The following is a 24,987-nucleotide window of genomic DNA, read 5'->3' as shown; positions in this document are numbered from 1 at the left end:
GAGGCTATGCCTCATCTGTTCTACAAGATAAATTATAATCTAGATATCTTATTATTTCAATGTAACTTCACTTGCTAACTTAATTTTTTATTTGATACATACTATAAATGGAGTATAATTGTTATAACATAGTTTATTGGATAATTTAATAAAACTATCATAAAAAGGAGGTTATAATGAAAAAATTTGTATTATTCACCATGACATTCATACTCATGATGACTTGTTATACAACTAGTTCTGCCGCTGATAAAAAAGAAACCAAAGTTCTCTTTAATGGTCTTCCTCTCAATTATTATAGTATAGATGGTGATATCTATATAAAAGCAACTGATTTAAATGATTTTGGGTTCTTTCAGTTGTATTCTGATGATGTACTTACTTTTGCACAAAATATACACAAGATGATTTATCCTCTGTCTGAAGAAAATTATTATAAGGGTAGTTTAGATACTCAATGGACAAAATCCAAGGTTATTATTAATAACATTCCTATAGAAACCAAATTGATAGAGAATGAGAATTATATATCAATAGAAAATGCAAAAAAATTCTCTTCTATGACAAATAATAATCCCATTATCTACCCTAAACATAATACAATAAATCTTTCACATAAAAATAATATATTCTATCATAAAGATAAAGAAATAGGATACATCTCTGAAGAAGGTATACCATTCTTATCTTTTACATATATCAAAAACATCATTGGTCTAAATGGTGAAAGAAAACAATATGGTTCCTCTTGGATAGAATATGCCAAAGATGAACATTACAGTCTTAGTATTACAAAACTAAATAAATTTAAGAATTCCATATTAAAGGTATATTGGGATAACTCCCTAGTTTATCTTACAGTTATAAAATCTCCTTTAGACTTTGATGGTTCAGATTTTTATATGCCTCTAACTGATATAGAAAAATACCTGAATCTTGATTTGATTGTAGAAACAGATACTCCTATTACTAGAACCTATGAAATGAAGGATATGGATAGAATTCTAGGTGCAAAAGATGATTGGGTTTATTATAGAACAGCTTCTAATGGGCTAGCAGCTATGAATCTGTCTACTGGAGTTAACAGAATAATAGATGAGGAATCTTGTGAAAATTATCTTAATACAATGGATGGCTATATATATTATAAAAAATGGGGAAGTGGTGTTCATAGAATTAGAGTCAGTGGAGATGAATCTGAAAAACTTACTTCTTCCGATGTCATTCGTATTTCTGTCAATAAAGATGGAATCTTTTATTTGCAATCTGAAAGTGGAGAAGTTGGAGATTTCTTTAGAGTTAACTTAGACGGCACTAACCTGACTAGACTTATTGATGATCCAGATAGAGGTATGCATTTTACATATTGTCTTGAAGGTAATCATATTACATATGCAAAAAGAGATGGTATTTATCAAGTGGATATAGATGGTTCTAATAAAAAAATGATAAAAGATACTAAAGATGGTTTCAGAGAGATACCTGACCTATCTAATCAAGCATGGCACTATTTCGATCAATTCAAACCTACCCAAGATGTGGTAACCACTACAGAAACTAAAGATGGAAATGTACTATGTGGTATAATGCGAATTAACTATAATACAAAAGAAATCAAACATTATGTTGATATTGTAAAAGATTCCGATGATTATGTTCATACAGTAATTACTGATAAAAACATTTTTTATACTTTAGAAAACACTCCTAATATTCTGTATCGAGTTGACTTGTAAAATACATATAATCAAAGAACAAGTTAACACAGTGTATCTTTACTGTGCTAACTTGTTTGGGATGATTATCTTACTTAACAATCATAATTATGTACTATGATTATTAATTATTACTGAACATAGATTATATATTTAATTTTACCCTTAACCTATTATCTATTCACTCATATCATTTTCTACAACAACATTCAATGTAGTAGAAGTAATAACATTACCTGATTCATCAGTAATCTTTACTTGTACCTCATGATTACCGTTGTCTACTGTAGTAGTATCCCATTCAATAACTTCAGGTATTTCAGTGAATTCCATTACTTTATTTTCATCAACATATAATTCAATAAGCTTTATAGATTTGTTCTCATCAACATAAGTATCTATAGTCATAATATCACTAATGATATCTCCATCAGCAATAACCTCTATTGGTTCTACAGTTTCTGTTGAATCTTCAACTGAATCTATATCTTCATCTTGAGTAGAAACAACAGGATAAGTTGCTGTCAATGTATAATCTGCTCCGAAAAAGCTGAATGCCGAAACTACAATTGAATATGTTCCTGTTTCAGTGGCATCATATGATATACTGGATTTGTTAGTAGCTAGTAGGCTGCCACTTGGGTCATATAGTTTCATTTTTAATGATGATGAACTACCTGATAATTGTAGATCTATTGTACCATTTGCAGTTACATCAATATCAATTTGTGGACTATTGAATATACTTGCACTACCAGTAAAGGTTTCAGTTTTATATTCCACAGTTGGAGCATTGTCTACAGCAACAGTAATCTCATTAGATAAACCTTCATTATCTGATGTATCTATTGCTTTTACTTTTAATGTATGAGATGCATTACTTACTGTAGTTGTATCCCATTCAAAACTATAAGGTGATGTAGCATCTTCACCTATTTTATTATTGTCAACATAGAACTCTACCTTATTAACTGCTATATTATCCTGGGCATCAGCGTTAATATTTATTGTTCCGTTAACATCATCACCATTAGTTGGTGAAGTTATATTACAAGTTGGAGCTTCATCGTCAATAACATTATTGACTGTAACTGTTATTTCACTAGATGTTGCTTCATTATTCGATGTGTCTATCGCTTTTACTTTAAGATTATAATTACCGTTATTTACAGTATTTGTATTCCAATTGAAATTATAAGGTGCTGCAGTTACTTCACCTATTTTATTATTATCAACATAGAATTCTACCTTGCTGACTGCTACATTATCCTCAGCATTGGCTTCAATAGCTAACATAGCATTAACTGTATCACCATTACTTGGAGAAGTGATGTTACATGTTGGTGCTACATCATCAACTATTGCAGTACCAAAATCAGCAGACGCAAATAATGCAAAAGATTGAGGTCCTTGTGGTACATTGTAGCCTTTTACTTCAACTGAATAATTACCTGTTTCTGGTGAATCAATATATATATTTTCAACATTATTCAATCTATCATAATCACTATTAAATGGTTGAGTAAAATCATTACCATAATATACTGTACCTGAAGGAGAAGTAACTTTTATATCTAGGTCATTAACTAATGCTTTAGATGCAGCTGTTGAACCAGGATAATCTGACCATACTAGAGATATAGTTAATGGAGTACTAGTTGATTCTATAGTGTAAGTAAAGTTTTGTGTAGCACCTGTTGCTAGACTATAAGCTTGATCAGAATATTCATATTCCTTGTTCTTCAATGAATCTGCTAAGTTAACACGTCCCCATCCTTGATCTTTACTTGGGAAACCAAAACCTAAATCAGTACCACCATTGATGATTGCAGCTTTCATTAATGCTGCACTTGGTGTATGATTCCAAACATCCTGCATGTATCCACGTGCTGCTGCTACTGCTCCAGCAGTTAATGGAGTAGACATTGAAGTACCACCCATGTAAGCATAGTAATTATTGTAGTCTGCCCAGAAATTACTTGAAGGCGCTACAGATGATTTAGCAGAAAGAATCCATGTACCTGGAGCTACTATATCAGGTTTTACTCTTCCATCATCACAATTACCACGACTAGAGAATGGAGCAATCTCATTTGGATTATCCCCTATATTTCCCCACTTGGTATTAGGCATATTAGGACGATTGTTTTCAGTTGCACCTACAGTAATACAGTTTTTAGCTGTTCCAGGAGAACCAATTGAATTATAAACTGTTCCACTGTATCCATCGCCTTCATTTCCAGCAGCGAAAAGGATAATCATATTTTTATTATTCCATACATATTCATCAACATCTTGTGAACTTCCAGTATATTGTCCGCCTACTGCAGCTCCCCAAGAATTTGTATGAATATGAGCACCAGCATTTGCTGCTTGTTGGAATAAGTCATTCAAGTCATTTGGAAGACCGCCTAGTCCTCCACCAGAATCTAATACTGATTGAAATACTAGATGAGCTTGTGGAGCAATACCTTTGATTTGACCATTGGATCTAGTACCATCACCTAGAACTGAACCGGCAACATGAGTACCATGACCATGTATGTCATCAGCTGTAGCTCTTCCCAATGGGAATATACTATCAATTCGACCTTGGAAATCTGAATGCATGCCACTATCGTTAACACCAGTATCAATACCAGTATCACAGACTGCAACAACTTGTCCAGATCCATTGTAACCTAGATTATTTACACTATTTACACCCATGAAATCTCTAGCTTTATCATTGAATAATTCGAATTCAACAACTGGCTCTATGTATTTAACTGAATCAAGGCTTGCAAATCTCTCAACATCACTTGGATTCAATTTAACTATTACTTCATTTTCAGTAGAATCTATTTTAGTACCGCCAAATTCTTCTATGTAAGCATCTAAAATAGAGGAATCGTCAACTGTAAATATTTTAACAGTTATATCTTTTTCATTTAAATCCTCTAGAGTGATTGATCTAGTTGTTCTTCTTTTACTTTTTAATACTGGATTTATTTTATATTCAGGCTGATAACTTACAATCTTATTTACATAAGAAAGCAGTGAAACATCAGAAATTGTATTAGAATTCATTCTTGATAGAAATGCAAAATCGGGGATATATTCAATAAGCTCTACACCTAATTTTGTTATATCGTTCTTCATATACTCTTCAATAGGTCCTTCAAAAGAAATAATATATAGACCAGAATCTTCAACTACAGATCTTTTTTCTCTTCTACCCTCTTCTAAGTTCAATTCAACACCTTTTAGATAAATAATACACGGGTTATCACTATCGCCTTCAGTATTAGCTAGCAAGGTCTTTGGAGACAATATAAGTGTAACAAACATGATAGCCAAAAACAACCCAATTTTCCCTTTAAAATTTTTCTTCATTACAATTCCTCCTATTTTTTTATTTTTCAAAAAATTTTATCGTGGGTTACTTATGAAATTACTTGAAAATTATCACTCCTCATCTATACTTTATTTTCATTATGTAAATAAAGGTATATTTTTAAGAAATATTCAGTTAATTTTACGCGGGAATTTTCGGAATAGACCATAGAATAAGATATTTCGCATTATATTGAGTGTTTTTTAATTAAACAGATATGTTTGTAACAAGCTTGTACTATAATTTATAAATTATATAACATTATATTAGCATATACTGTAAAAAAAGTAAATAATTAATTTAAAATTTTTTATATAATTTTTAGTAAAATTTTTTACTTGACTTATGTAAAAGTAAGTGTTAATCTATTGATTGATAGGTATCTTTAATTTAGTCCAAGAGAGGCTAGGAAGGTAACGGATAACATGATTATTAGGTGTATAATAATACCTGATATCATATTAGCAAGAACATATGCCTTCCTATAGGGAAGTTTTTTTTATGTCCAAATTCAATTATATAATGGCAGAATTCCTAAAAGATATCCTATAAAATAATAACCTTTAATCTAGTACCGTGATGCTAAAAAGGAGGAAATACCATGTTAAAAGGAAAACATTTGATACAACCAGATGATTTTACTGTTGAGGAATTAGAAGAAATTTTTACATTGGCAGATGACATTATTAAAGACCCAGATAAATACTTGGACGTTTGCAAAGGCAAACTATTAGCAACTTTATTCTACGAACCATCTACAAGAACAAGATTCAGTTTTGAAGCTGCAATGCTTAGACTAGGTGGCGGAGTATTCGGATTCTCAGAAGCTTCATCATCCTCAGTTTCCAAAGGCGAAAGTATTGGAGATACTATTAGAGTGGTAGGCTGTTATGCTGATATAGCTGTAATGAGACATCCAAAAGAAGGTGCACCAAAACTAGCCTCCAAATATTCTGATATACCAGTGATTAATGCAGGCGACGGAGGACACCAACATCCTACTCAGACATTGACTGACTTACTTACAATCCGTTCATACAAAAAAAGTTTTTCCAATAATGTTATTGGACTATGCGGTGACTTGAAATTCGGAAGAACTGTTCATTCATTAGTCAAAGCCCTTAGCAGATATGAAAATATTAAATTTGTCTTTATAGCTCCACCAGAGCTTGAAATACCATCTTACATTACTGATGAACTTACTGACCATGAATTTTATCAAACATCCAATCTAGAAGAAGCTATTCCTGAACTTGATATATTATATATGACTCGTATCCAAAAAGAAAGATTCTTCAATGAAGAAGAATATCTCAGACTAAAAGGTTATTATCTGTTAGATAATGACAAGTTGATGAATGCTAAGAAAGATATGATTATCCTGCATCCATTACCAAGAGTAGATGAAATAAGCACAGAGGTGGATAATGACCCAAGAGCAGTTTATTTCAACCAGGCTAAGTATGGTATGTATGTTAGAATGGCGCTGATATTAAAGCTTTTAGGAGGGGATGCTAATGTTAAAAATTAATGGAATCAAAAAAGGGATTGTCATAGACCATATAAAAGCTGGACTGGGATACAAAATATTCAAAGAGCTAAAATTGGATGAAGCAGATTGTACTACAGCTCTTATCAAAAATGCACCTTCCAGCAAATTAGGTAAGAAGGATTTAATAAAAATAGATAATGTAATTGATCTCAACCTAGACATTCTTGGATTAATAGACCCAGGACTTACAATCACAATAATTGATGACGAGAACATAGTGGATAAGATAAAACTATCTATTCCAGAAAAAGTTGTGGGTATTCTCAAATGCAATAATCCTAGATGCGTAACCACTATCGAAAAAAATGAAGATATCACATTTACTTTAGTTGACCCAGAGAAAAAAGAATATAAATGCGAGTACTGTGATACTAGAACTTCTCTATAAAACAATATAAAATCTAGTATAATTACAGGCTGTCTAAATATATTTAGCAAATTATGCATAAAAATATATTAGACAGCCTTTTTTATGAACTTAAACATCTATACATTCACTTAATTAAGTTAAATACGTTTTCATTGATTCTATAATACTATTTACTGTTTCATTCTATCATATACAACAACACCATCAACTATTGTATAATCCACCTTCATATCTTTTATCTTATGGGACTCCATCTCAAGTATATCATTATCAAGTACTACTAAATCAGCTAACATACCCTCTTTGATAATACCTTTTGCATCTTCCTCAAAAGAAGCATATGCTCCTTCTTTAGTAAAAGAACTGATTGCTTGTAGAGTAGTTACCTTTTGCTCTGGCAACCATCCCTCCACTGGAAGACCCTCTAACGTTTTTCTTGTTACAGCGCAATATATTCCATGTAATACATTAAAAGGTTCTACAGGACAATCGGACCCATATGGAGTATGTACCCCCATATCAATCAAGGTTTTAAAATTATAGCTGTATTTTGCTCTCTCTTTGCCTATCCTCTTTTCCACAATAGAAATATCCCCATCCAAAAAAATAGGCTGGATATATGCAATAGCATCAACTTTTCTAAATTCATCAAGCAATTGTTTTGTAGTAATCTGACTATGTACAATACCATGACGATGGTCTTTTCTTGGATATTCCTCAATAGCTTTTTTTATGCTTGAAAAAGACATGTCCATTATCTTATCCCCAATACAATGAATCGCTATCTGCATGTTGTTTTTATGAGCACATAAGACCAATTGGTCCAATTGGTCTTGTGTTAATTTTCCAATACCGCAGGTACTGCTATCATCTTCATATGGTTCTGATAAATAAGCTGTTCTAGCTCCCAGAGAACCGTCTGCTAGTATCTTCAATGGACCTATCTTGAAAAAATTGTCTCCTTGACCTGTTCTATATCCTTTGTTCAGGAATCCTTTGAAAGTTTCAAGATCTCCCAATAAACATTGTTCGTATATCCTTACAGGAAGCTCTCCATCATCTCTAAGTTCTTCATATGCTTTTATAATCTTGTCATAATCATTATCAGAAAAATTATCAAGATCATCTGTCTGAATAGACGTTATTCCTTCACTTAATGCTAATTTACAAGCACTTGTGATCATGTCTTTTATTTCAGTTATAGTTGGTGAAGGCATATTATCATATACTAGGTTCATAGCATTTTCTCTAAAAATACCTGTTGGTTCATTATTTGCGTCTATATCAAAATGACCTCCAGCTACTTGGACAGTATCTCCAGTTATATTTAACATTTTAAGGGCATATGAATTAATTACCAGAACATGTCCACAGGCTCTTATAAAACAAATTGGTCTATCCACACTTATTTTATCAAGATCATATCTATTCAACATTCTTGGTTCATCAAAGTTATTTTGATTCCAGCCTCTTCCTTTAATCCAACTAGCATTTGCAGTATCTTGCTTAATGGATTCCTTGGATTTCTCTATGATTTCATTAACTGAAGTAAGCCCTGCCAATCTAATCATACTATCTGTATACGCAAAATTTATTAAATGCATATGACTATCATTAAAACCTGGTAAAAGTGATCTTCCCTGCAAGTCAATTAATTTTGTATTTTCTTTTTTGCATGCTAATACTTCTTCATCATTTCCCACTTTATATATTTTATTTCCTTTTATACATACCCCACTGGCATAAGGTTTATCCTCATCCATTGTAATTACTTTACCATTATACAAAATAATATCCATCTTTCTCCCCCTTGTGTTACATTATTTCTTTATCTTATCAATAAAATCATTAGTCTTATCAACAAAATCATGCATGCGATTAACTAATAGATTATCAAAAACTTGACCTTTCTTCTTCTCCATATAGAACATAGAAACTGCTCCAAGACCAACATGCGTACCTACAGCAACTCCCATTTGCATTATTAAAATCTCCCCAGTAAATTCAGAATCTCTCTTGATTCTTTCTTTTAGATTTTCTGCATATTTTATATCAGATGTATAGCCTAATATAATAAAGTTACTATATCTCATGTCAATTCTTTTATTGAATTCCTTAACCAAGAAAGATAGGACTTTTTTTCTTCCACGTTCTTTTGCTACTATGGCTCCTTTTCCCTTTTTCATGGTCATTATTGGTTTAATTCTAAGTATTTTACCTACAAACGCACTGGCATTGGTAAGTCTTCCACTTTTGATAAGATGGTCCAGATCGTCCACTGTCAAGAAATGTTTTACCTGTTTTTTATGAATCTCTATCCAATTGACCAATCTGTCAAAACTAGCTCCTCTATCTCTATAAATAGCAGCTTTCATGATTAACCAGCCGCTACCATGGCTCATACACTTAGAGTCAATAACTTCTATCTTGACTTCTGATTTCTCATTTTCTTCATAGAAATATGCTTTTGCAAGTTCTGCAGATTGATATGAACCACTAGTGGAACTGGACATACAAATACATAGTATCTCATCGTGTCCTTCTTCAACTGCCTCATTGATGATTCTTAAGAATTCAGATGGATTAGGCATTGAAGTAGTTGGTTCATTTTCTAATTCTTCAATAATTCTATAGAATTTATCTGCTGATATATCTATTTTATCTCTATAAACTTTGCCATTTATATTTATAGTAAGTGGAGCTATTCCTATATCATATTTCTTAATAATATTTGGTGATAGGTCACAAGTTGAATCTGCTATTATTTTTATCATTGTCTTCCTCCTGATTGTTTTCTGCTGTTAATTAAAAAATATGTAATACGTGAATACTTATATTTAGTATACTCCATTTCGTACTAATTTAAAAGAATTGTTATGGTTCTTATAGAAATAAATGGAACAAAAAAATAGACTCTATCATTAAACAGGTCTTAAACTTCGTTTAAGTCATCTGATTAAGTAAAGTCTATTTTTAATTAGGCTTATATATTATCTTTTAGTTATTTCTACTATATTGACTTTCCATAATTTTTTCTGTCAACAATTTTGCATATTCATGTTCTTTGATTATATGTTCAAGAATAGCAAAGAACAATTTTGGCAAGTTATTCTTAATATTAGCAGGTAAATTTTCCACGCTGTCCTTAAATCTATCTAGCAATACAAGAAAATCTTCGTTGACATTACAAAAATCTTTTAGGATTATACCAAGGTTCATCATATTCAACTTAGAATATATGCAAGAGAGTTTATAATTAATCTTATTGAATCTATTAGCTATATCATTAAACTCATTTATGATTTTTTTAGGTAATTGCTCCATTTCATTAGGGCTGATATTCATAATGATAGATGGATGTTCAGCACCTATAATACTCCAAAAATATATTTGTCCATATATGCATTGTAATGGATTAGTACCTAGAGCCATTCGTCTAAAATTAGAGTTTATTATCACATTATCTGGATAAACATCTCCAGTACACATCAAAGGTCTAAAAATCTCCTTAACATACATCTGTTCATATAGGATATGATATGTAACTTGATATAATATTGGGAAACCATTGAATCCTTCAAATTTCAGCCTTTGTAATAATATGATAAAATGATCATTGGCTATAAGAAATCTTTTTACCATAAAATAAACATTAGTATCTCTCTTCACATCATCCAGTTCATTATAAATGTTTTGAAAAGTTTTGTAGAGCCTCTTCAAGTCATTGTTAAAGCTATCAAATAGAATTCCTTTGTTTGGAGTTGCAGAATTTAATAAAACATCAATATGCTGGTACGAGTTTTTAGACCAATACCTGATAGTTTCTATTGTAATAGCATTTACAAAAGAATAAATTCCACAATCAAACATATCCATAAGCATCTCTCCCACATAATATTAATATAACTTAATATCATTATAAGAGAGATAAATGCTTTTTGTTACATTATCCTTGGCAATTGTCACAATAATAGTCCATTGCTTCCTTCATATATCCAGCTAAACCTTGTTTTGTTTTATCAATATTCTTGGTAAATCTCTCATCACTCACATATAATTGACCAAGCCCTCTGAAAATCTCAATATTACAGTCATAATAATATGTTGTAATGTGATCTTTCCACTGACCTATTAATTGTTGTACGTAAGGATCGCTAACATCTTTATCCATATTATCAGCTAAGTTCCTATAGATTGTATTACCCTCGTTGATTATTGTTTCCCATTTCTTTTTACTATATTTACTTGTTTTTTTGTAGCTATTTATAGCTGTATCCCCATATTTTTCAATAGCTTCTTCTTTATATTTTTCATAATTTTCCATACTAAATAGATCCATCATATTTTTGTCAAATCCTTTCTTTAAAGATGTGTCTATAGACTTAATAATATTATCCAGTCTTTTTCTCTTTTCGAGCAACAGTTTTTTATGCTGTTTAAGTGCTTCTTCTTTATTAAAACTAGGGTTACTTATTATTTCTTTTATTTTACCTAGTTTGAAGTCAAGTTCTTTAAAGAATAGTATTTGATATAATGTTTCTAATTCATTGTCACTATATATTCTATAACCTGATTCATTAATCATTTTTGGTTTAAGTAAACCTATTTCATCATAATAGTGAAGAGTTCTTACACTTATTCCAGCAATTTTGCTTAATTCTTTTACGGTCATTATAATCACCTTTAATAATTTTAGTAATATCACTAAAATTTATTATATACTATTACGTAGCGTTGGGGTCAAGGGGCATAAACCAAAAAGTTAACCAAAATTGCTGAACAGTGTTTCTATTTTAATTTAAAAATAGACTTGGGTTTGAGTGTTAGCAAAGCTATAAACATACCTATGATCGCCATGATCATTATAGGTAAAAAGATATATTGATAGCTGCCAAACTGTGTTCTAATATAACCTGCCAAAGGTGTTCCTATTACTGCACCTATACCGTAAGCAGTAAATAAAACGCCGTAATTACGACTATAGTTTGTTTCACCAAAATACATTGCTACAGTCGTTGGTGCAATTGAAAGCCATGCACCCAAATTCATCCAAAGCACCGATAGTGCTATTATATATATTAAGATTGTATAATCTTTTGTCATGTACATTAGACCTGCTGTAATAAAAATAAGTATGAATGACGTCATAGCAGATACAAAGGGACTGAATCTATCTGTAATCCAGCCAAAAAGTGGTCGCCCAATTGCATTAAAAATTGCAAAAATGGATAAAAGGAAGGCTGTTGTATTGGAATCAATTTTGAACAACTCTTCACCAATTTGGCTTGAGATACCAATAATCATTAGTCCAACAGAAGTCCCAATAACAAAACATAGCCACAATCCTTGAAATTTAGCATTTTTTAATACTTCCAGAATACTGCCTTCATGAGTATCATTGTCATCAACTTTCAATTCATTATTATCTTCTGTTACCCTAGCAGGTTTTTCAAAATATAGTCCTATCAGTGGTATCACTATCAAGAAAAATATACCTACAGCTTTAAAAGTATTATTAACGCCTATATGATTGATTAAAGCTTTTGTTATTGGAGCTGTTACTAAAGGTGATAGGCCAAATCCTGCAAGTAATAATCCTATAGCTACACCACGTTTTTTTGTAAAACAACTTGATATGACTTTTATTGGTGGTCCATAAGCAATACCAACACCAGCACCTGATATTACACCATATGAAACTATAATCATATTAAAGGATACTGCAATACCTGATAGAAACCAGCCTAATCCTACCATAATGCCACCTATTAAAATCATAAGTTTAGGATTCAAGCGATCAATCAATTTACCCGTTATCACCATAGATGCTGTGTACCCTAATAAAAATACTAAATATGGTAAACCACTCAAAGTAGCATCAATCTGATACTGCTCTTCTATGGGAGTTCTAAACACACTCCATGAATATACCGTTCCCAGACACATAAACATTATCATTCCTAGAATAACAAACATCCATTTTTTGTATTTATAAGGATCTGTTGAACTACTTGTACTACTTTTTTTAAAGGTATTCATAAATATACTCCTATTTCATTGATATTAATTTTACATAATCATCAACTGTACCATCATTCATAAAGCAATTTATGATTTCTCTTCCAAGTGGGAGTAATTCATCTGTATTAAACTTAGTAAGCTCACGCTTAAAGAAATCTTTTAATATTTTGGCACCTTGATCATATGCTTCTTCACCTACACTTAGTTGGTAGTTAGTCTGTAAAAGCCCTTTAGGAATATTATAACCATCAACTCTTAATCTATTTAAAGAATAACCAAGTAATGAACAACGTGATTCTACAATCTGTTCTGGTTTAAACTTGGCACTGCCCTTTCTAGCCAAATACTCTCTCGCTATCCATTGTGCATTAAATCCAACTTCATAGGAGCCAATATGCTGATTTGGAATAAGGACATATCTTGTACTTGGTGTATTGATTATTTGTTCTAACAATAAGTTAGCTTGATCTACCATTTTACCAGTAGCAAATGGCCAATATGAACCTACACCTTCACTAGTCATGCCTTCTGAATCGGTAATACTAGGATTAGCATGACCTCTTGGTGCTACTAGTCTCCATATCCAGGCTAATGCAGGTGGTAATATATGAAGACACCCAATAATACCATAAGTCGGATCAGCTTTTGTACATGCTGGTGTTCGAACTCCAAAGCTACGTACATCTATCGCCACAGGTTCTGAAACAACTTCTGGAACAAAACTTCTTGGCATTATTACCCTTGGATTAGGACAAGGTTTCCCTGGAGCATCTTGAATATGATCCCATATTAGAATCGTAGAATCAGGAGACGCATCCATGTTCAAGAATATCAAAGGTTCTTTTGGATGTATACACAGCTTTTCATGTTGTGGAGAAGTCCCATACTCTGTAATATGATTAAATCTCAAAAACCAGCCTGCTTCGGCATCCTTAACAACTAATTTATTATTATTTTGTAGTTCAGGATGACACATAGCCATATCATCAGTAACAGGATTCAACTCACATGTATCTGCTATTTCAAGATATATGCGTTCATTGGTTACTGTGTTTTCACCAAATAATATACTTCCATCTACTTCTCTATGCACTTCTTCAATCATTTCACTTTTTCCGCCACCACTAGCTCCTTCGTGCATGATAATCAATGAATTATCGTATGGTGTGGTTACTTTTACTGTTGATGCATGAACAGTTGTCCAACTTTCCAACTCACCTATATTAAGTAAAACACCATAAATACCTTTTTTGGCACTTGGACCTGGATACAAATTGAATGAAAAGATTTCATGAATATCATCAAGTCTATTGTGGACAACAACTTGCTTACCATCAAAATGTGTATGTCTAAAAGGTGGAGCTAAATATATTATTGCCTTAGGCTCAAATTCCTCACCTATTTCCTCTTCTGGTATAAATCCTTGTAGATCAGCAAGCCCCCCTGCAAAAAAGGCAGCATTAGCAGGACAAATAAGTAGTGTTGGAGAACCAAATTCGTCATCTCCAGCAATAAGTGGCATCACAATTAGTTCTTGATTTTTTAACCATTCATAAGTCTCTAGTCTTACACCGTCAAAATCCTCATTAAATCTTTCTTTGTATCTTGTTTTGTCTGTATCTTTATTATCTCCGATAACCATGCATTCTGGATCACGTCTTCTCATATACTCTTCATGATAATTAACAGATAATCCATTTTTACATTTAGTTACCGTAGCTTCTTCAGTTAAACCAATTCCGTCAATAAAATAATTAACTTTAAATACTGATTGTCCTCCACCAGTAGCTAAATCCAACAGATGTCCTCTACTTCTTGGTACAATCACTTTTGAAGCTGAATCCAATATGCTTCTAACGTCTTTATTAACTTTAAACCTAGTTACATCAAATGAGCTCATATTATCTAACATTCCCTTCCCTTTGCTAAGGCTTTTTATTTTTTGGATATTCATTCAGTCATATATTTTCTTGTTTTTCAGGAGAAAACTCCTTAATTATATAAAAAAATAAGCCAATATCCACTAATTACAGTAGTGAATATTGGCTTACTTTTAACTGGTTAAAAACCATTTAATTGTCTTCCAATCATCTATATTCTGTTTTTAATTACCAAAAAATTTTTCTTCAATATTTTCATCAAATGTAACAACAATAATCTTCTCTCCTGTTATTGTACTTACATCTGAGTGAATACTAATAATATTTGAGTCAATCACTTCATTTATAGCATTCCTAAATCTAATATTAACCTTTTCAAAAAGACGTGAACGAACCTTTTTAATGAGTTCTGTTCCATCATTAGTCTCTGCAAGTGATTCCTCAGCTAATGTCAAAAATCCCCATTGTCTTACAAAAATAACATCATCCATTATTTTTGCATTAATTCTCTTGGGGCCTCTTCCCATATATTCAGCTTCAAATTGAGTAATTACTTCACAAATTTTAGCTTCTTTCTGACCCTTTGTCATAAATAATCTCCCATCAATTTCCACGTTATCGGCTTGGTTCAAGCTGGTTTATCCATCTCTAACCCTTCCATTTGCGTTTTCCCTTAAGATGATACCATAATAATCAAAGTAATGCAAGTTCTTTATTTTCCACTTGCATTATTATAACCCCTTTTGCAATTACATTTTCCTTTTCTCCATTTCCATCTAAAACACCTACAACAATAGTTATTAATAGACCTGAGTTACATTATCATAGATACAAAAAATATCCCTCAAAGCAGATAAATCAATCTCTTATTGGGATATTTTTCTTTTAAATTATATTAGGGTTTATATGTAAAACAGTCAAGTAAATATAAATATTTATTCAACTGTAGCCATATCAAGTAATTCCAATTTCATTGTATCTGCATCATTGGAATCCGTTAGTATGATTAAAAAGTCACCAGCGTAGATTTTATATTCTCCATTGGGGATCAGTTCTTTTTCTCCTCTTCTAATTCCGACTACTAGGCAATTAGAAGGCCATGTTATATTTTTAATCTTACTATGTTCAATCTCTGAACCAAACATTACAGGGATTTCCAGTATCACTTTCTTTTCCCCTGCTTCTTTCATGTAGTTACCTTTTTTGTTTTTTAATAGTTTTTCTAATAGTAGGTCGTATATTGCTCCTGAATTTATTACTCCTGTTACAACTTGTGCTACTAAGCAGATTGTTATAAGTGGTAATAAGTGACTAAAGGAACCTGTCATTTCAGTGACTAGTATACTTCCTGTTATTGGGGCTTTTACAATAGCCGTAAAATATGCTGCCATGGCCAAAGTTATAAAATTGAGTATATACACTTCATCTATATTAAATATTGATACACATACTTGTCCATAGGCTTTTCCGATTAATGCCCCTAGTACAAGAACAGGTAGGAATATACCACCTGGTACACCAGAACCGTAGGATATAACTGTAAATAATAGTTTTAGGATAAATAAAACTATCAACACCTTAATCAACATACTTTCATTAGTCAATCTGACAATTAACTCGTGCCCTCCCCCTAATATGCTTGGAATTGTAAATCCTAGAATTCCAGATATTAAAAGAGGTATTACTGGTTTATATATTGATTTTATTTTTTTTGAACCATCTATGTGTTTAGAAGCAAATAATAGTAGATTATTAAATAGTTTTCCAAGCACAGCTGCTATGATTCCTAGTCCAACAATCATAAGATAATACTTAAGTGGTAGAATCTCCAAGTTGGTAAAATCAAATATTGGTTTTAGTCCAAAGAAATTACTTGAAACAAAATCTGCTGTTATAGATGCTCCCATGGCACACATAAGTATGATAGGTGAAAAATTACGGTGTAATTCTTCTAGTGCAAATATAACTCCTGCAAGTGGTGCGTTGAAAGCTGCTGCAAGTCCTGCACTTGCACCGGCAGTAACTAGATATTTTTCTTCAAGATGGAATCTCTTGAAAATACGGCTGAATCCAAGTCCAGCTGTAGCTCCCATTTGTACCGAAGGGCCTTCTCTTCCTAATGAAAGTCCAAACCCAATAGATAATATTCCACCAAAGAATTTTAGTACCAGTTCTTTCAACCAGCTGATATTCAACTGTCTAACCAAGAAACCTTTTATCTGTGGAATACCACTACCTTTTATCATTGGATATTTCTTGACTAACCATCCAAGGATGATTCCCACTACTATCAATAGTACAAACCATAGTATAATCATTGCAGTTTTCCCAGACATAAATTCATAGGCTTTATCTCTAATCTCATCTGCATGGCTTAAACACACTCTGTATGAAACAATTATAAGTCCTGTTATGAATCCAATGATAATTCCTTCTAATATGACCTTTAAATCCAGAGTATACCAATGATTCAATGTATCCGTAGTTTTATTATTGTTACTCAAATTAAGCACTCCTTAGGCTAATGAAATAGATTTACAATCTTCTAGTATTGGTAATGTGGCATAACTGTCAATGTAATCTTCTAATCCTAATTTCTGTAATTTCCCATATATATCTTTATATGATTCTTTTTCCATTGTGATCAAACTAGTCAACTTGTATTTGTTTTCGTATAATCCTGAAATAGAACCACCTATGATAGTGTTTTTTAGTTTTTTATCTAATCCGTCTTTTACTGTTAACCATAAAACACTATGAACTCCATTTTTTGTTGTTAATACACTTTCAAATAGATTCTTTTTGCTTTCGTCATTTATTGTACATAATACCAAATACATTTTATCATGCCTCCAATTTTCATCTTGACATACTAACTTTTTTATTGTTTTTGTTATTGTAAACTACCTTCAAAAGTATTGGCGTAATTATTGTGGTAATGATAACAACGATAATCAGAGGCGCAAAATATGTATGATTCATAAGTCCGATAGATGCTCCTTTATCAGCTACAATAAGTGCAACTTCACCTCTGGAAATCATTCCAACTCCAATTTGAACAGCCTCTTTGCTCTCATATCCACACATTCTAGCACCCAATCCACATCCTACTACCTTAGTAAGGATTGCAATGATAAGTAGTACTACTGCGAATAGAATAATCTTCATATCCATATTTTCAACACTTGTCTTTATACCTATACTAGCAAAGAAAATAGGTGATAAAAGCATATAGGATGTAATATCCAGCTTCTCTGAAACATAATCGGAATGAGTTACATTAGAAATGATTATCCCTGCCAAGAATGCTCCTGTTATATCTGCTACTCCAAAAAACTCTTCAGCTATGTAAGCTAGAATCAAACAGAATGCTAAACTATATATTGGAAGTCTTCTTTTCTTTCCGTACTTATCAGACATTTTATTGAATATATAATAGAAAACAAATGCACAGATAGCAGCGAATACAAAGAATAATAATATTCTTACTAAAATACTTACAATACTAACACTTGGGTCAGCAAAACTAGAAATGACTGTTAGAATTATTATTCCAAGTACATCATCAATAACCGCAGCTCCAAGAATAGCAGTTCCTGATGGAGATTTCAATTTTCCCATTTCCCTTAATGTTTCAACTGTAATGCTAACAGATGTTGCTGTAAGAACCACTCCGATGAATATATTTTCAAGTAATTCTTTTTGAGTCATATGTGCTAGATTACCAGCAAACAATCCAGCTACTACAAGACCTCCAACAAGAGGCAATAAAACTCCTAATACTGCAATAATAAAAGATGCTTTTCCGCATTTTTTCAATTCTTTCAAATCTGTTTCAAGACCTGCTGAGAACATTAGAACAATAACACCTAACTCAGCCATCTTATCTATAAAATCACTTTCATGGACAACATTCAATAGTGCTGGTCCAAGTATTAATCCCGCAAGAAGTGCTCCTACTACTTGTGGCATACGTATTTTTCTAGTCATTAAACCTAATAATTTTGTACTAAGTAAGATAATCGCTAAATCTAAGAAAAAACCATATGATAACATTATGACACTCTCCTTATAATAATTTCTAGTTAATTAATCATATCAATGTAATAATTTATTATCATATTAAAAACTTGAACTGCTTCAATGTTTTAATATATTAATAAATCTTAAAAAATACTGTGAAGATCAATCTAGTTTTAATCTTTCTTCTAGATTACAATCCAATATGAACATATCAATTCGTTCACCTGTTTTGGTACTAATATCATTGTGTATACTTATTACTTTTGCTCCAGTAAGATTCTGCATCAATTCTTCTAATTTTGGACGGATGATACTCTCTAACTGAATCCTTATCTCTTTTATCAAACCTTTACCTTGATCAGTAATAGCTAATTGTTTCTCGGCTGGTGTCAGAACATTTTTCATTCTTATTATAATCATGTCTCCATTAATATAAGTTTTTGTTCCTTCAGCACCTCTACCCAATTGTTCTCGTTGGAAAGCTACCATTTTAGTACTTATCAATGCTTCTAATTGTCCTTTAGTCATGTCTGATCCTCCCTAGAAAATAAGTTTTATTAAAAAAATCTATATAAAAGACCAGTTCAATTAAAGCTTATTTCAATAAGAAAGCTATAAGAGAAACTGGTCCATAAAATTGCTTATCCAAAGATACTCAAACTCATTTACCAATAATATTAAAGTTTTATCACTTTTATTATTATATTTATACACAATACCTTTGTCAACTTTTTTGTTTTTTAGATAATAATCATTATAAGCTTAGTTTTTTTGTAATAAACATGTATATTTCCTTCTTATATCAAGATATAACTGTTAAACTTTCCTAATAAAAAAACCATTAGGAATACTACTTGAAAATTTCAAAACAAATTATTACAAAAAATATTTCACTTATCAAAAAATAATCTATAATAAATTAATACCATGAGATTCACAGTCTGTTATCATTTCTTCTGGCCAAATACTAGCTTGTACCTCTCCAATATGTGCTTTTTTTAAGAAGTACATACATATTCTTGATTGACCTATCCCACCACCAATTGTATAAGGAAGAGTCTTATTAAGTATCATTTGATGATATTTCAATTCTTTTCTTTCCTCTGCCTCTGCAATTACTAGTTGGCTTTCAAGAGATTCTTCATCTACACGAATACCCATAGATGATAATTCAAAAGCTCTATTTAATACTGGATTCCAGAATACAATATCTCCGTTTAATTCCCAGTCATCATAGTCTGGTGCTCTACCATCATGTTTCTCTCCTGATTTTAGAGCTCCTCCTATTTTCATGATGAAAACAGCATAATGTTCTTTTGCAGCTCTGTCTTCTCTTTCAGAAGGTTTTAGGTCAGGATATAGATTTTCTAATTCTTGAGTAGTAATAAACTTGATGTCTTCAGGTAGATTTTTACCTAGAAATGAGTATTTTTCATATAAGAAATTCTCTGTATCTTTAAAAACTTGATAGATTTTTTTAACCACATCTTTTAGGAATTCTTCATTTCTTTGTTCTTTGGTAACAACTCTTTCCCAATCCCATTGATCTACATAGATTGAGTGAAGATTGTCCATCTCTTCATCTCTTCTTATAGCGTTCATATCAGTATAGATACCTTTTCCAGCTTCAACTTTATAACGATGTAGAGCCATTCTTTTCCATTTTGCTAGAGAATGTACAATCTCTGCAACCTTGCCTGTTTCCTTGATATCAAAATTAACAGGTCTTTCATATCCATTCAAGTTATCATTAAGTCCTGTTTCAGGTAATACAAATAATGGTGCTGATACCCTTGTAAGATTCAATACTTTTGATAAAGAATTTTCAAAAAAATCTTTCGTTTGTTTTACTGCTATCTCAGTCTCCATTAGACTCATCTTTGATTCGTAATCTTCAATAATCATTAATCGCTTCATGTTGCCTCCTTGTGTAAGCTTTAACGCTTTGCCTTTTTATTACATTAAACCACGATATTTAAAAAATGTAAATACAATAATATAAATATACTGTTCTACTCATAAAAAGTCAACCCTCAAACATATCTACTATTGAAATCGACATATATCTGCTATATAATCTAATATGACATAAGTTATTACAATTATTAGCATATTATCAGTAAAATGACTTATGTATCATAATCATATCGAGGAGGAGAATAAATGATTAAAAAAGTATTAATAAGTATGTTACTATTAACCCTAGTTCTTGTTGGTTGTCAAAAGAAACCATCACTCAATGAAATGGTGAATGATGATACTAATGATGCAAGTAAGCAACAAGAAACTACAGACATTACAACTGGTAATGATTCCAATGAATCAAATGAAGACACTGAATCTATGGAGAAAATAAAAGAACTTGAAGATTCTCTAGCTGAAAAAGATAAGATTATTGATGATCTTAAAAGCCAAAATGAAGACCTTAACAAGAAGTTAGATGAAAAAGAAGAAGAAGATAAAAAATCTGATACTTCTACAGTAAATAATGGTTCTTCTAGTTCAAAATCCAGTACAACTACAACTTCAAACACTTCTAAAAAATATTTTAGAGTAATTGTAGGTTCATTTGACAAAAAAGAAAATGCTACTAAGCTAAAAGAAGAACTTATCGCTAAGAAAATAGATGCTTATGTTTCACCAAGCAACAATAAGCATAGAGTTATAGCTGGTACATTTTCACAAATGAAAAATGCTACTAAAAGAAAAGACCTTGTAGATAAAGCCGGATATGACAGCTTTATTGTTTCTGAATAAATGTCATTACATAAACAAATATTATTAGAGTACATATAGTATCTAAGGGGCAGTCTCCATATATATACCATGACTAACAAAGTCAAAATATGTGATGGAAACTGCCCCTTAATTTATTATTATCTATTATATCTTTTTTCTAATTTTAGTAGTTCATCTTTTGTATCTAATCCTCCAGCATACCCAACCAGTTTTCCACTGCTGCCGATTACTCTATGGCATGGAACTACTATAGCTATAGGATTTTTAGAATTAGCCATCCCTACTGCTCTGCAAGCTTTTTCATTACCTACTGCAATAGCAATATCCTTGTACGAGCAAACCTCACCATATGGAATTTTAGTTAGTGCATTCCATACTTTCTTTTGGAACTGGGTTCCTTGTGGATTCAATTTCATATCAAACATTTTTCTTTTGCCACTAAAATATTCATCTAGTTGCTTAAAAGTATCTGTAAAGAAATCATCATGTCTAATCCACTCTTTTGATAGCTCAAGTTCTTCACCTGATTTAGTTTGAAGATGTAAACAAGACAGCCCTTTTTCATCTCCTGCAGCAATAATAGGAAATAAAGGCGAATTAAATATTCCATAAAACATGTTTTAATCCTCCCTATCTTTTTTTCTTCTTATATTTATAGTTAGCTTGACCTGTACAATCATCATTATCCCATGATTGGGATTGGAAGGCAAGGAAAATTCCAATCCACTTGTCTATCTCTTTATAATGTATAAAAAGACAACCGTCTTGCCATACTCCACTATCTTTTTTCCACTTTCTGATATTGCCTTGATTCATATGGATATCATGCATACCCATTGAAGGGCTAAAGCCAAAAATCCTATCTGGTTTACAGTAATTACCAGTTTTCCATTTAGACCCATATATATAAATATCAGTATCTTCAGATGAAATTGCTTTATCTATGTAGTAATTAAGTTTCTCATTAAGATCATTATTAGGGCCAGCTTTGTCATGAGGAATTTTCTTCATATCATCTCTAGAAAACCCCATGTTTCCTCGTATATAATCAATAGATACACGATTACTGAAATAAAATCCATATGGTAATTCAGTAATTATTGAAGTTATACCATGTTCAAAATTTTCATCAGTATAAAAAAGTAATTCGGATAAAACATCATTTGACTTTATATTGATTGATATCCTATAGTTTTCTTCATTAGCTTTAACATGGATATGATAATGAGGTCTGTTATTGTCTCTTTCTTCTTTTGTTGCTACTGCTTTGCCCTTTAATAGTCCGTAAGCTTGTAAACTCATGAGGTTCCCCTTTCCATATGATTTAGAAAATAACTTAACTCATTTTATTATAGCAAATAAAATCTTATATATCTATCCCTATTTCCTTCATCAAGAATACCGCATTAAATGTATTGGAGACACCTGAATATAATTTGTAATCAAATAATATCTTATTATTCTTATAGTGTTCTTGAAAATGATAATTCTTGACTCTAGAATCAGATTCTGATTCTAAATCAGCTAATTCCAAGTCATGAGTTGAAACAAGTCCTAACGTATTTCCTTTACATAATTTTTTAATTAAGGTTCTAGCACCTATATGCCTATCTCTTGAGTTTGTGCCTTTAAATATTTCATCTAATAGATAGAATACTTTTTTACCTTCATTAGTAGCTCCAATAATTTTTTTGATTCTTAATAACTCTGCATAGAATGAAGATATTTTGTTATCTATATCATCTTTTACTCTCATGGAAGTATATAAATCCATCATAGGACAGCAAAACTCTTTTGCACATACTGGAGCTCCAGCATAAGCTAATACTAGATTTATACCTATAGTTCTGAGAAAAGTACTTTTACCTGACATATTGGAACCTGTTACCAAAAGAGAAGAATGTCTTCCGCCAAAAGTAACATTATTGCAAACTCTGTCTTTTGCATTTATCAAAGGATGTCCTATTTCAGTAGCTGATACTCTATATTCTTTAGTAATAGTAGGCATTACCCAATCTGGTTGTTCATAGACTACTGTAGCAAGACTTGCCAGAGCTTCAATTTCTCCCAATGAATCCAACCATTTTGGAAGATTTTTTCCATATCTGTTCTTCCAGTTTTCAAGTGAAATAGCACATTGATAATCCCATAATGTGAGTATATCAAATATCAAATAAAATTGAAAATGTCTGATATTAAACATATCCATAATACTATCCAGCTTCTTTATCTGCTGAGAAGTAAGCTCATTATCACTTTCCATTTGTTTCTTCATGTCTTGTAATAAACTTGATTCAAATTCTTTTGATTCTATTAACTTAATCATCTTATCGTATATGGATATCTGTTTCCTGAAATCGTCAATAGTAGATAACCTTGTATGCCTTTTATTAAGACCTATAAAAGCAACTATTATCTGTATACTTATAAATATCAATCCATATATAAATGAAAAAGATGGTATACAAAAAGGCAGTACAATAGTTAAAATGGAGACTATAGGTAATATCTTTACAAATAATCCTAATAGATTATTTAGATAGAATGGTGCTATATCCTTACTCCACTTTATTAATTCTCCTTCATCTATACTGTCATTATCTTCTAACATGCCCGCTGCTTCTAATTCATGAACCCAACTCATATCTTTAGAAAGCTCTATTATGGCTTGTTGTCTTTTTCTTATTAGTTCAATATTTTTATTGGGTTTTATAAGTGCATCTCTTAATTTCTTCTTACCCATTGGGGTATTGGTATGATTTATCCATTGAAACAAGGAATTCTTGCCAAATAAGTCTAAATCCCATGAATAATTGTGGTCTTCATCAATAAATTCTTTACCATTCTTTTGGAATTTCTTCCATTCTCCTCTTAAACGTTTAATACCATTTTCATTGATTTTACAAAGAGCTGTTAATCTAGGTCTTAGATCAATATTTTTTTGATGTATAATTATTAAGCTGATAAATATAACCAGTGTAATAATTAAACTATTCAAACTAAGCAGATAAGATTTTCTGGTATACGACCATATAGTAAGTCCTAATCCTAAAAGAATTACAATAAGTCTAACATTACCATAAACATTTATTTTATGATTAAGCTTGTCCAACTCCTTATTATACGTATCTTTTCCCTTTATGTATTCTCTTTTTGGGTTCATTATTATTCACACTCCATTTACTAAATTTTATTACTATAATTAATTTCAATAGTTTTTAATACAACAATACCACATATAATAATCTTTTTAAAGTGTGAATATATATAAAAATTAAATAATCTTATAACATAGTATTTATCAAATACAA

General features: G+C 31.3%; 20 protein-coding genes. 4 read left to right on the top strand and 16 right to left on the bottom strand.

Annotated elements, in window-relative coordinates; all coding sequences use genetic code 11:
- Positions 1–176 precede the first annotated feature (176 nt).
- Positions 177–1,736 (top strand): DUF5050 domain-containing protein, encoded by a 1,560-nt coding sequence (locus HYG85_RS13905; RefSeq protein ID WP_212690170.1) that lies wholly within the window; start codon positions 177–179, stop codon positions 1,734–1,736.
- A gap of 156 nt (positions 1,737–1,892) precedes the next feature.
- On the opposite strand, the gene HYG85_RS24525 is transcribed toward HYG85_RS13905, so the two are convergent.
- The gene (locus tag HYG85_RS24525; protein WP_212690169.1) at positions 1,893–5,090 is read right to left on the bottom strand and encodes an Ig-like domain-containing protein; all 3,198 of its coding nucleotides are present in this window, start codon (positions 5,088–5,090) and stop codon (positions 1,893–1,895) included.
- A 602-nt stretch (positions 5,091–5,692) separates the two neighbouring features.
- Between HYG85_RS24525 and pyrB the strand changes: the two genes are divergently transcribed.
- Both pyrB and HYG85_RS13890 read left to right on the top strand, forming a co-directional pair.
- Positions 5,693–6,622: an aspartate carbamoyltransferase gene (gene pyrB / locus HYG85_RS13895; protein ID WP_113674141.1), complete on the top strand. Its 930-nt coding sequence runs from the start codon at positions 5,693–5,695 to the stop codon at positions 6,620–6,622.
- The gene (locus HYG85_RS13890) at positions 6,609–7,031 is read left to right on the top strand and encodes an aspartate carbamoyltransferase regulatory subunit (RefSeq protein ID WP_212690168.1); all 423 of its coding nucleotides are present in this window, start codon (positions 6,609–6,611) and stop codon (positions 7,029–7,031) included. The genes pyrB and HYG85_RS13890 overlap by 14 nt, the downstream gene beginning before the upstream one ends.
- Positions 7,032–7,183: 152 nt before the next feature.
- On the opposite strand, the gene HYG85_RS13885 is transcribed toward HYG85_RS13890, so the two are convergent.
- The 12 genes from HYG85_RS13885 to asnA all read right to left on the bottom strand — a co-directional run bounded on the left by HYG85_RS13885 (position 7,184) and on the right by asnA (position 20,854).
- A complete protein-coding gene (locus HYG85_RS13885) occupies positions 7,184–8,812 on the bottom strand; it encodes an amidohydrolase (protein WP_212690167.1) in 1,629 nt (542 codons plus the stop codon).
- Positions 8,813–8,833: 21 nt separating this feature from the next.
- Positions 8,834–9,787, bottom strand: a complete 954-nt coding sequence (locus tag HYG85_RS13880; protein WP_113674132.1) for a DegV family protein — start codon at positions 9,785–9,787, stop codon at positions 8,834–8,836.
- Positions 9,788–10,010: 223 nt separating this feature from the next.
- Positions 10,011–10,889 carry a DUF2935 domain-containing protein gene (locus HYG85_RS13875; protein ID WP_212690166.1) on the bottom strand — a complete coding sequence of 293 codons (879 nt, stop codon included), beginning with the start codon at positions 10,887–10,889 and terminating at the stop codon, positions 10,011–10,013.
- Positions 10,890–10,959: 70 nt separating this feature from the next.
- Complete coding sequence (locus tag HYG85_RS13870) at positions 10,960–11,685, bottom strand: MerR family transcriptional regulator (protein ID WP_330619094.1); 726 nt, start codon at positions 11,683–11,685, stop codon at positions 10,960–10,962.
- 116 nt (positions 11,686–11,801) lie between these two features.
- Positions 11,802–13,052: an L-lactate MFS transporter gene (locus tag HYG85_RS13865; protein ID WP_212690165.1), complete on the bottom strand. Its 1,251-nt coding sequence runs from the start codon at positions 13,050–13,052 to the stop codon at positions 11,802–11,804.
- 10 nt (positions 13,053–13,062) lie between these two features.
- Entirely contained in the window at positions 13,063–14,946 is a 1,884-nt protein-coding gene (locus HYG85_RS13860) for a DUF4914 family protein (protein ID WP_244971197.1), read from the bottom strand.
- 192 nt (positions 14,947–15,138) lie between these two features.
- Positions 15,139–15,504, bottom strand: a complete 366-nt coding sequence (locus HYG85_RS13855; RefSeq protein WP_212690164.1) for a DUF2294 domain-containing protein — start codon at positions 15,502–15,504, stop codon at positions 15,139–15,141.
- Positions 15,505–15,849: 345 nt separating this feature from the next.
- Entirely contained in the window at positions 15,850–17,418 is a 1,569-nt protein-coding gene (locus HYG85_RS13850) for a ClC family H(+)/Cl(-) exchange transporter (RefSeq protein WP_330619091.1), read from the bottom strand.
- Between the two features lie 12 nt (positions 17,419–17,430).
- Entirely contained in the window at positions 17,431–17,754 is a 324-nt protein-coding gene (locus tag HYG85_RS13845; protein ID WP_113674127.1) for a hypothetical protein, read from the bottom strand.
- Between the two features lie 19 nt (positions 17,755–17,773).
- Positions 17,774–18,970, bottom strand: coding sequence for a cation:proton antiporter (locus tag HYG85_RS13840; protein WP_212690162.1), 1,197 nt, complete (start codon positions 18,968–18,970; stop codon positions 17,774–17,776).
- 129 nt (positions 18,971–19,099) lie between these two features.
- The gene (locus tag HYG85_RS13835) at positions 19,100–19,465 is read right to left on the bottom strand and encodes a DUF2294 domain-containing protein (protein WP_113674125.1); all 366 of its coding nucleotides are present in this window, start codon (positions 19,463–19,465) and stop codon (positions 19,100–19,102) included.
- A 381-nt stretch (positions 19,466–19,846) separates the two neighbouring features.
- Entirely contained in the window at positions 19,847–20,854 is a 1,008-nt protein-coding gene (gene asnA, locus HYG85_RS13830) for an aspartate--ammonia ligase (RefSeq protein ID WP_212690161.1), read from the bottom strand.
- A 246-nt stretch (positions 20,855–21,100) separates the two neighbouring features.
- Here asnA and HYG85_RS13825 point away from each other — a divergent pair, with 246 nt between their 5' ends.
- A complete protein-coding gene (locus HYG85_RS13825) occupies positions 21,101–21,694 on the top strand; it encodes an SPOR domain-containing protein (protein WP_212690160.1) in 594 nt (197 codons plus the stop codon).
- Positions 21,695–21,813: 119 nt separating this feature from the next.
- Here the strand turns inward: HYG85_RS13825 and HYG85_RS13820 are convergent, their stop codons facing one another.
- From HYG85_RS13820 to HYG85_RS13810, 3 genes are all read right to left on the bottom strand, one after another.
- Positions 21,814–22,293, bottom strand: a complete 480-nt coding sequence (locus HYG85_RS13820) for a methylated-DNA--[protein]-cysteine S-methyltransferase (protein WP_212690159.1) — start codon at positions 22,291–22,293, stop codon at positions 21,814–21,816.
- A gap of 13 nt (positions 22,294–22,306) precedes the next feature.
- Positions 22,307–22,978, bottom strand: coding sequence for a YukJ family protein (locus HYG85_RS13815; RefSeq protein WP_212690158.1), 672 nt, complete (start codon positions 22,976–22,978; stop codon positions 22,307–22,309).
- A gap of 64 nt (positions 22,979–23,042) precedes the next feature.
- Entirely contained in the window at positions 23,043–24,839 is a 1,797-nt protein-coding gene (locus tag HYG85_RS13810; RefSeq protein WP_212690157.1) for a MutS-related protein, read from the bottom strand.
- Positions 24,840–24,987 lie beyond the last annotated feature (148 nt).

The organism is Vallitalea guaymasensis (assembly GCF_018141425.1).
Taxonomy (GTDB): domain Bacteria; phylum Bacillota; class Clostridia; order Lachnospirales; family Vallitaleaceae; genus Vallitalea; species Vallitalea guaymasensis.
The sequence above is the reverse complement of the archived record's forward strand: the minus strand, read 5'-3'. Positions and strand labels throughout refer to the sequence as shown.

Bases quoted from the DNA above. Each gene is read 5' to 3' on its own strand.
- HYG85_RS13905 (WP_212690170.1), top strand. From the start codon at position 177: ATGAAAAAATTTGTATTATTCACCATGACATTCATACTCATGATGACT.
- HYG85_RS24525 (WP_212690169.1), bottom strand. From the start codon at position 5,090: ATGAAGAAAAATTTTAAAGGGAAAATTGGGTTGTTTTTGGCTATCATG.
- pyrB (WP_113674141.1), top strand. From the start codon at position 5,693: ATGTTAAAAGGAAAACATTTGATACAACCAGATGATTTTACTGTTGAG.
- HYG85_RS13890 (WP_212690168.1), top strand. From the start codon at position 6,609: ATGTTAAAAATTAATGGAATCAAAAAAGGGATTGTCATAGACCATATA.
- HYG85_RS13885 (WP_212690167.1), bottom strand. From the start codon at position 8,812: ATGGATATTATTTTGTATAATGGTAAAGTAATTACAATGGATGAGGAT.
- HYG85_RS13880 (WP_113674132.1), bottom strand. From the start codon at position 9,787: ATGATAAAAATAATAGCAGATTCAACTTGTGACCTATCACCAAATATT.
- HYG85_RS13875 (WP_212690166.1), bottom strand. From the start codon at position 10,889: ATGGATATGTTTGATTGTGGAATTTATTCTTTTGTAAATGCTATTACA.
- HYG85_RS13870 (WP_330619094.1), bottom strand. From the start codon at position 11,685: ATGACCGTAAAAGAATTAAGCAAAATTGCTGGAATAAGTGTAAGAACT.
- HYG85_RS13865 (WP_212690165.1), bottom strand. From the start codon at position 13,052: ATGAATACCTTTAAAAAAAGTAGTACAAGTAGTTCAACAGATCCTTAT.
- HYG85_RS13860 (WP_244971197.1), bottom strand. From the start codon at position 14,946: ATGTTAGATAATATGAGCTCATTTGATGTAACTAGGTTTAAAGTTAAT.
- HYG85_RS13855 (WP_212690164.1), bottom strand. From the start codon at position 15,504: ATGACAAAGGGTCAGAAAGAAGCTAAAATTTGTGAAGTAATTACTCAA.
- HYG85_RS13845 (WP_113674127.1), bottom strand. From the start codon at position 17,754: ATGTATTTGGTATTATGTACAATAAATGACGAAAGCAAAAAGAATCTA.
- HYG85_RS13840 (WP_212690162.1), bottom strand. From the start codon at position 18,970: ATGTTATCATATGGTTTTTTCTTAGATTTAGCGATTATCTTACTTAGT.
- HYG85_RS13835 (WP_113674125.1), bottom strand. From the start codon at position 19,465: ATGACTAAAGGACAATTAGAAGCATTGATAAGTACTAAAATGGTAGCT.
- asnA (WP_212690161.1), bottom strand. From the start codon at position 20,854: ATGAAGCGATTAATGATTATTGAAGATTACGAATCAAAGATGAGTCTA.
- HYG85_RS13825 (WP_212690160.1), top strand. From the start codon at position 21,101: ATGATTAAAAAAGTATTAATAAGTATGTTACTATTAACCCTAGTTCTT.
- HYG85_RS13820 (WP_212690159.1), bottom strand. From the start codon at position 22,293: ATGTTTTATGGAATATTTAATTCGCCTTTATTTCCTATTATTGCTGCA.
- HYG85_RS13815 (WP_212690158.1), bottom strand. From the start codon at position 22,978: ATGAGTTTACAAGCTTACGGACTATTAAAGGGCAAAGCAGTAGCAACA.
- HYG85_RS13810 (WP_212690157.1), bottom strand. From the start codon at position 24,839: ATGAACCCAAAAAGAGAATACATAAAGGGAAAAGATACGTATAATAAG.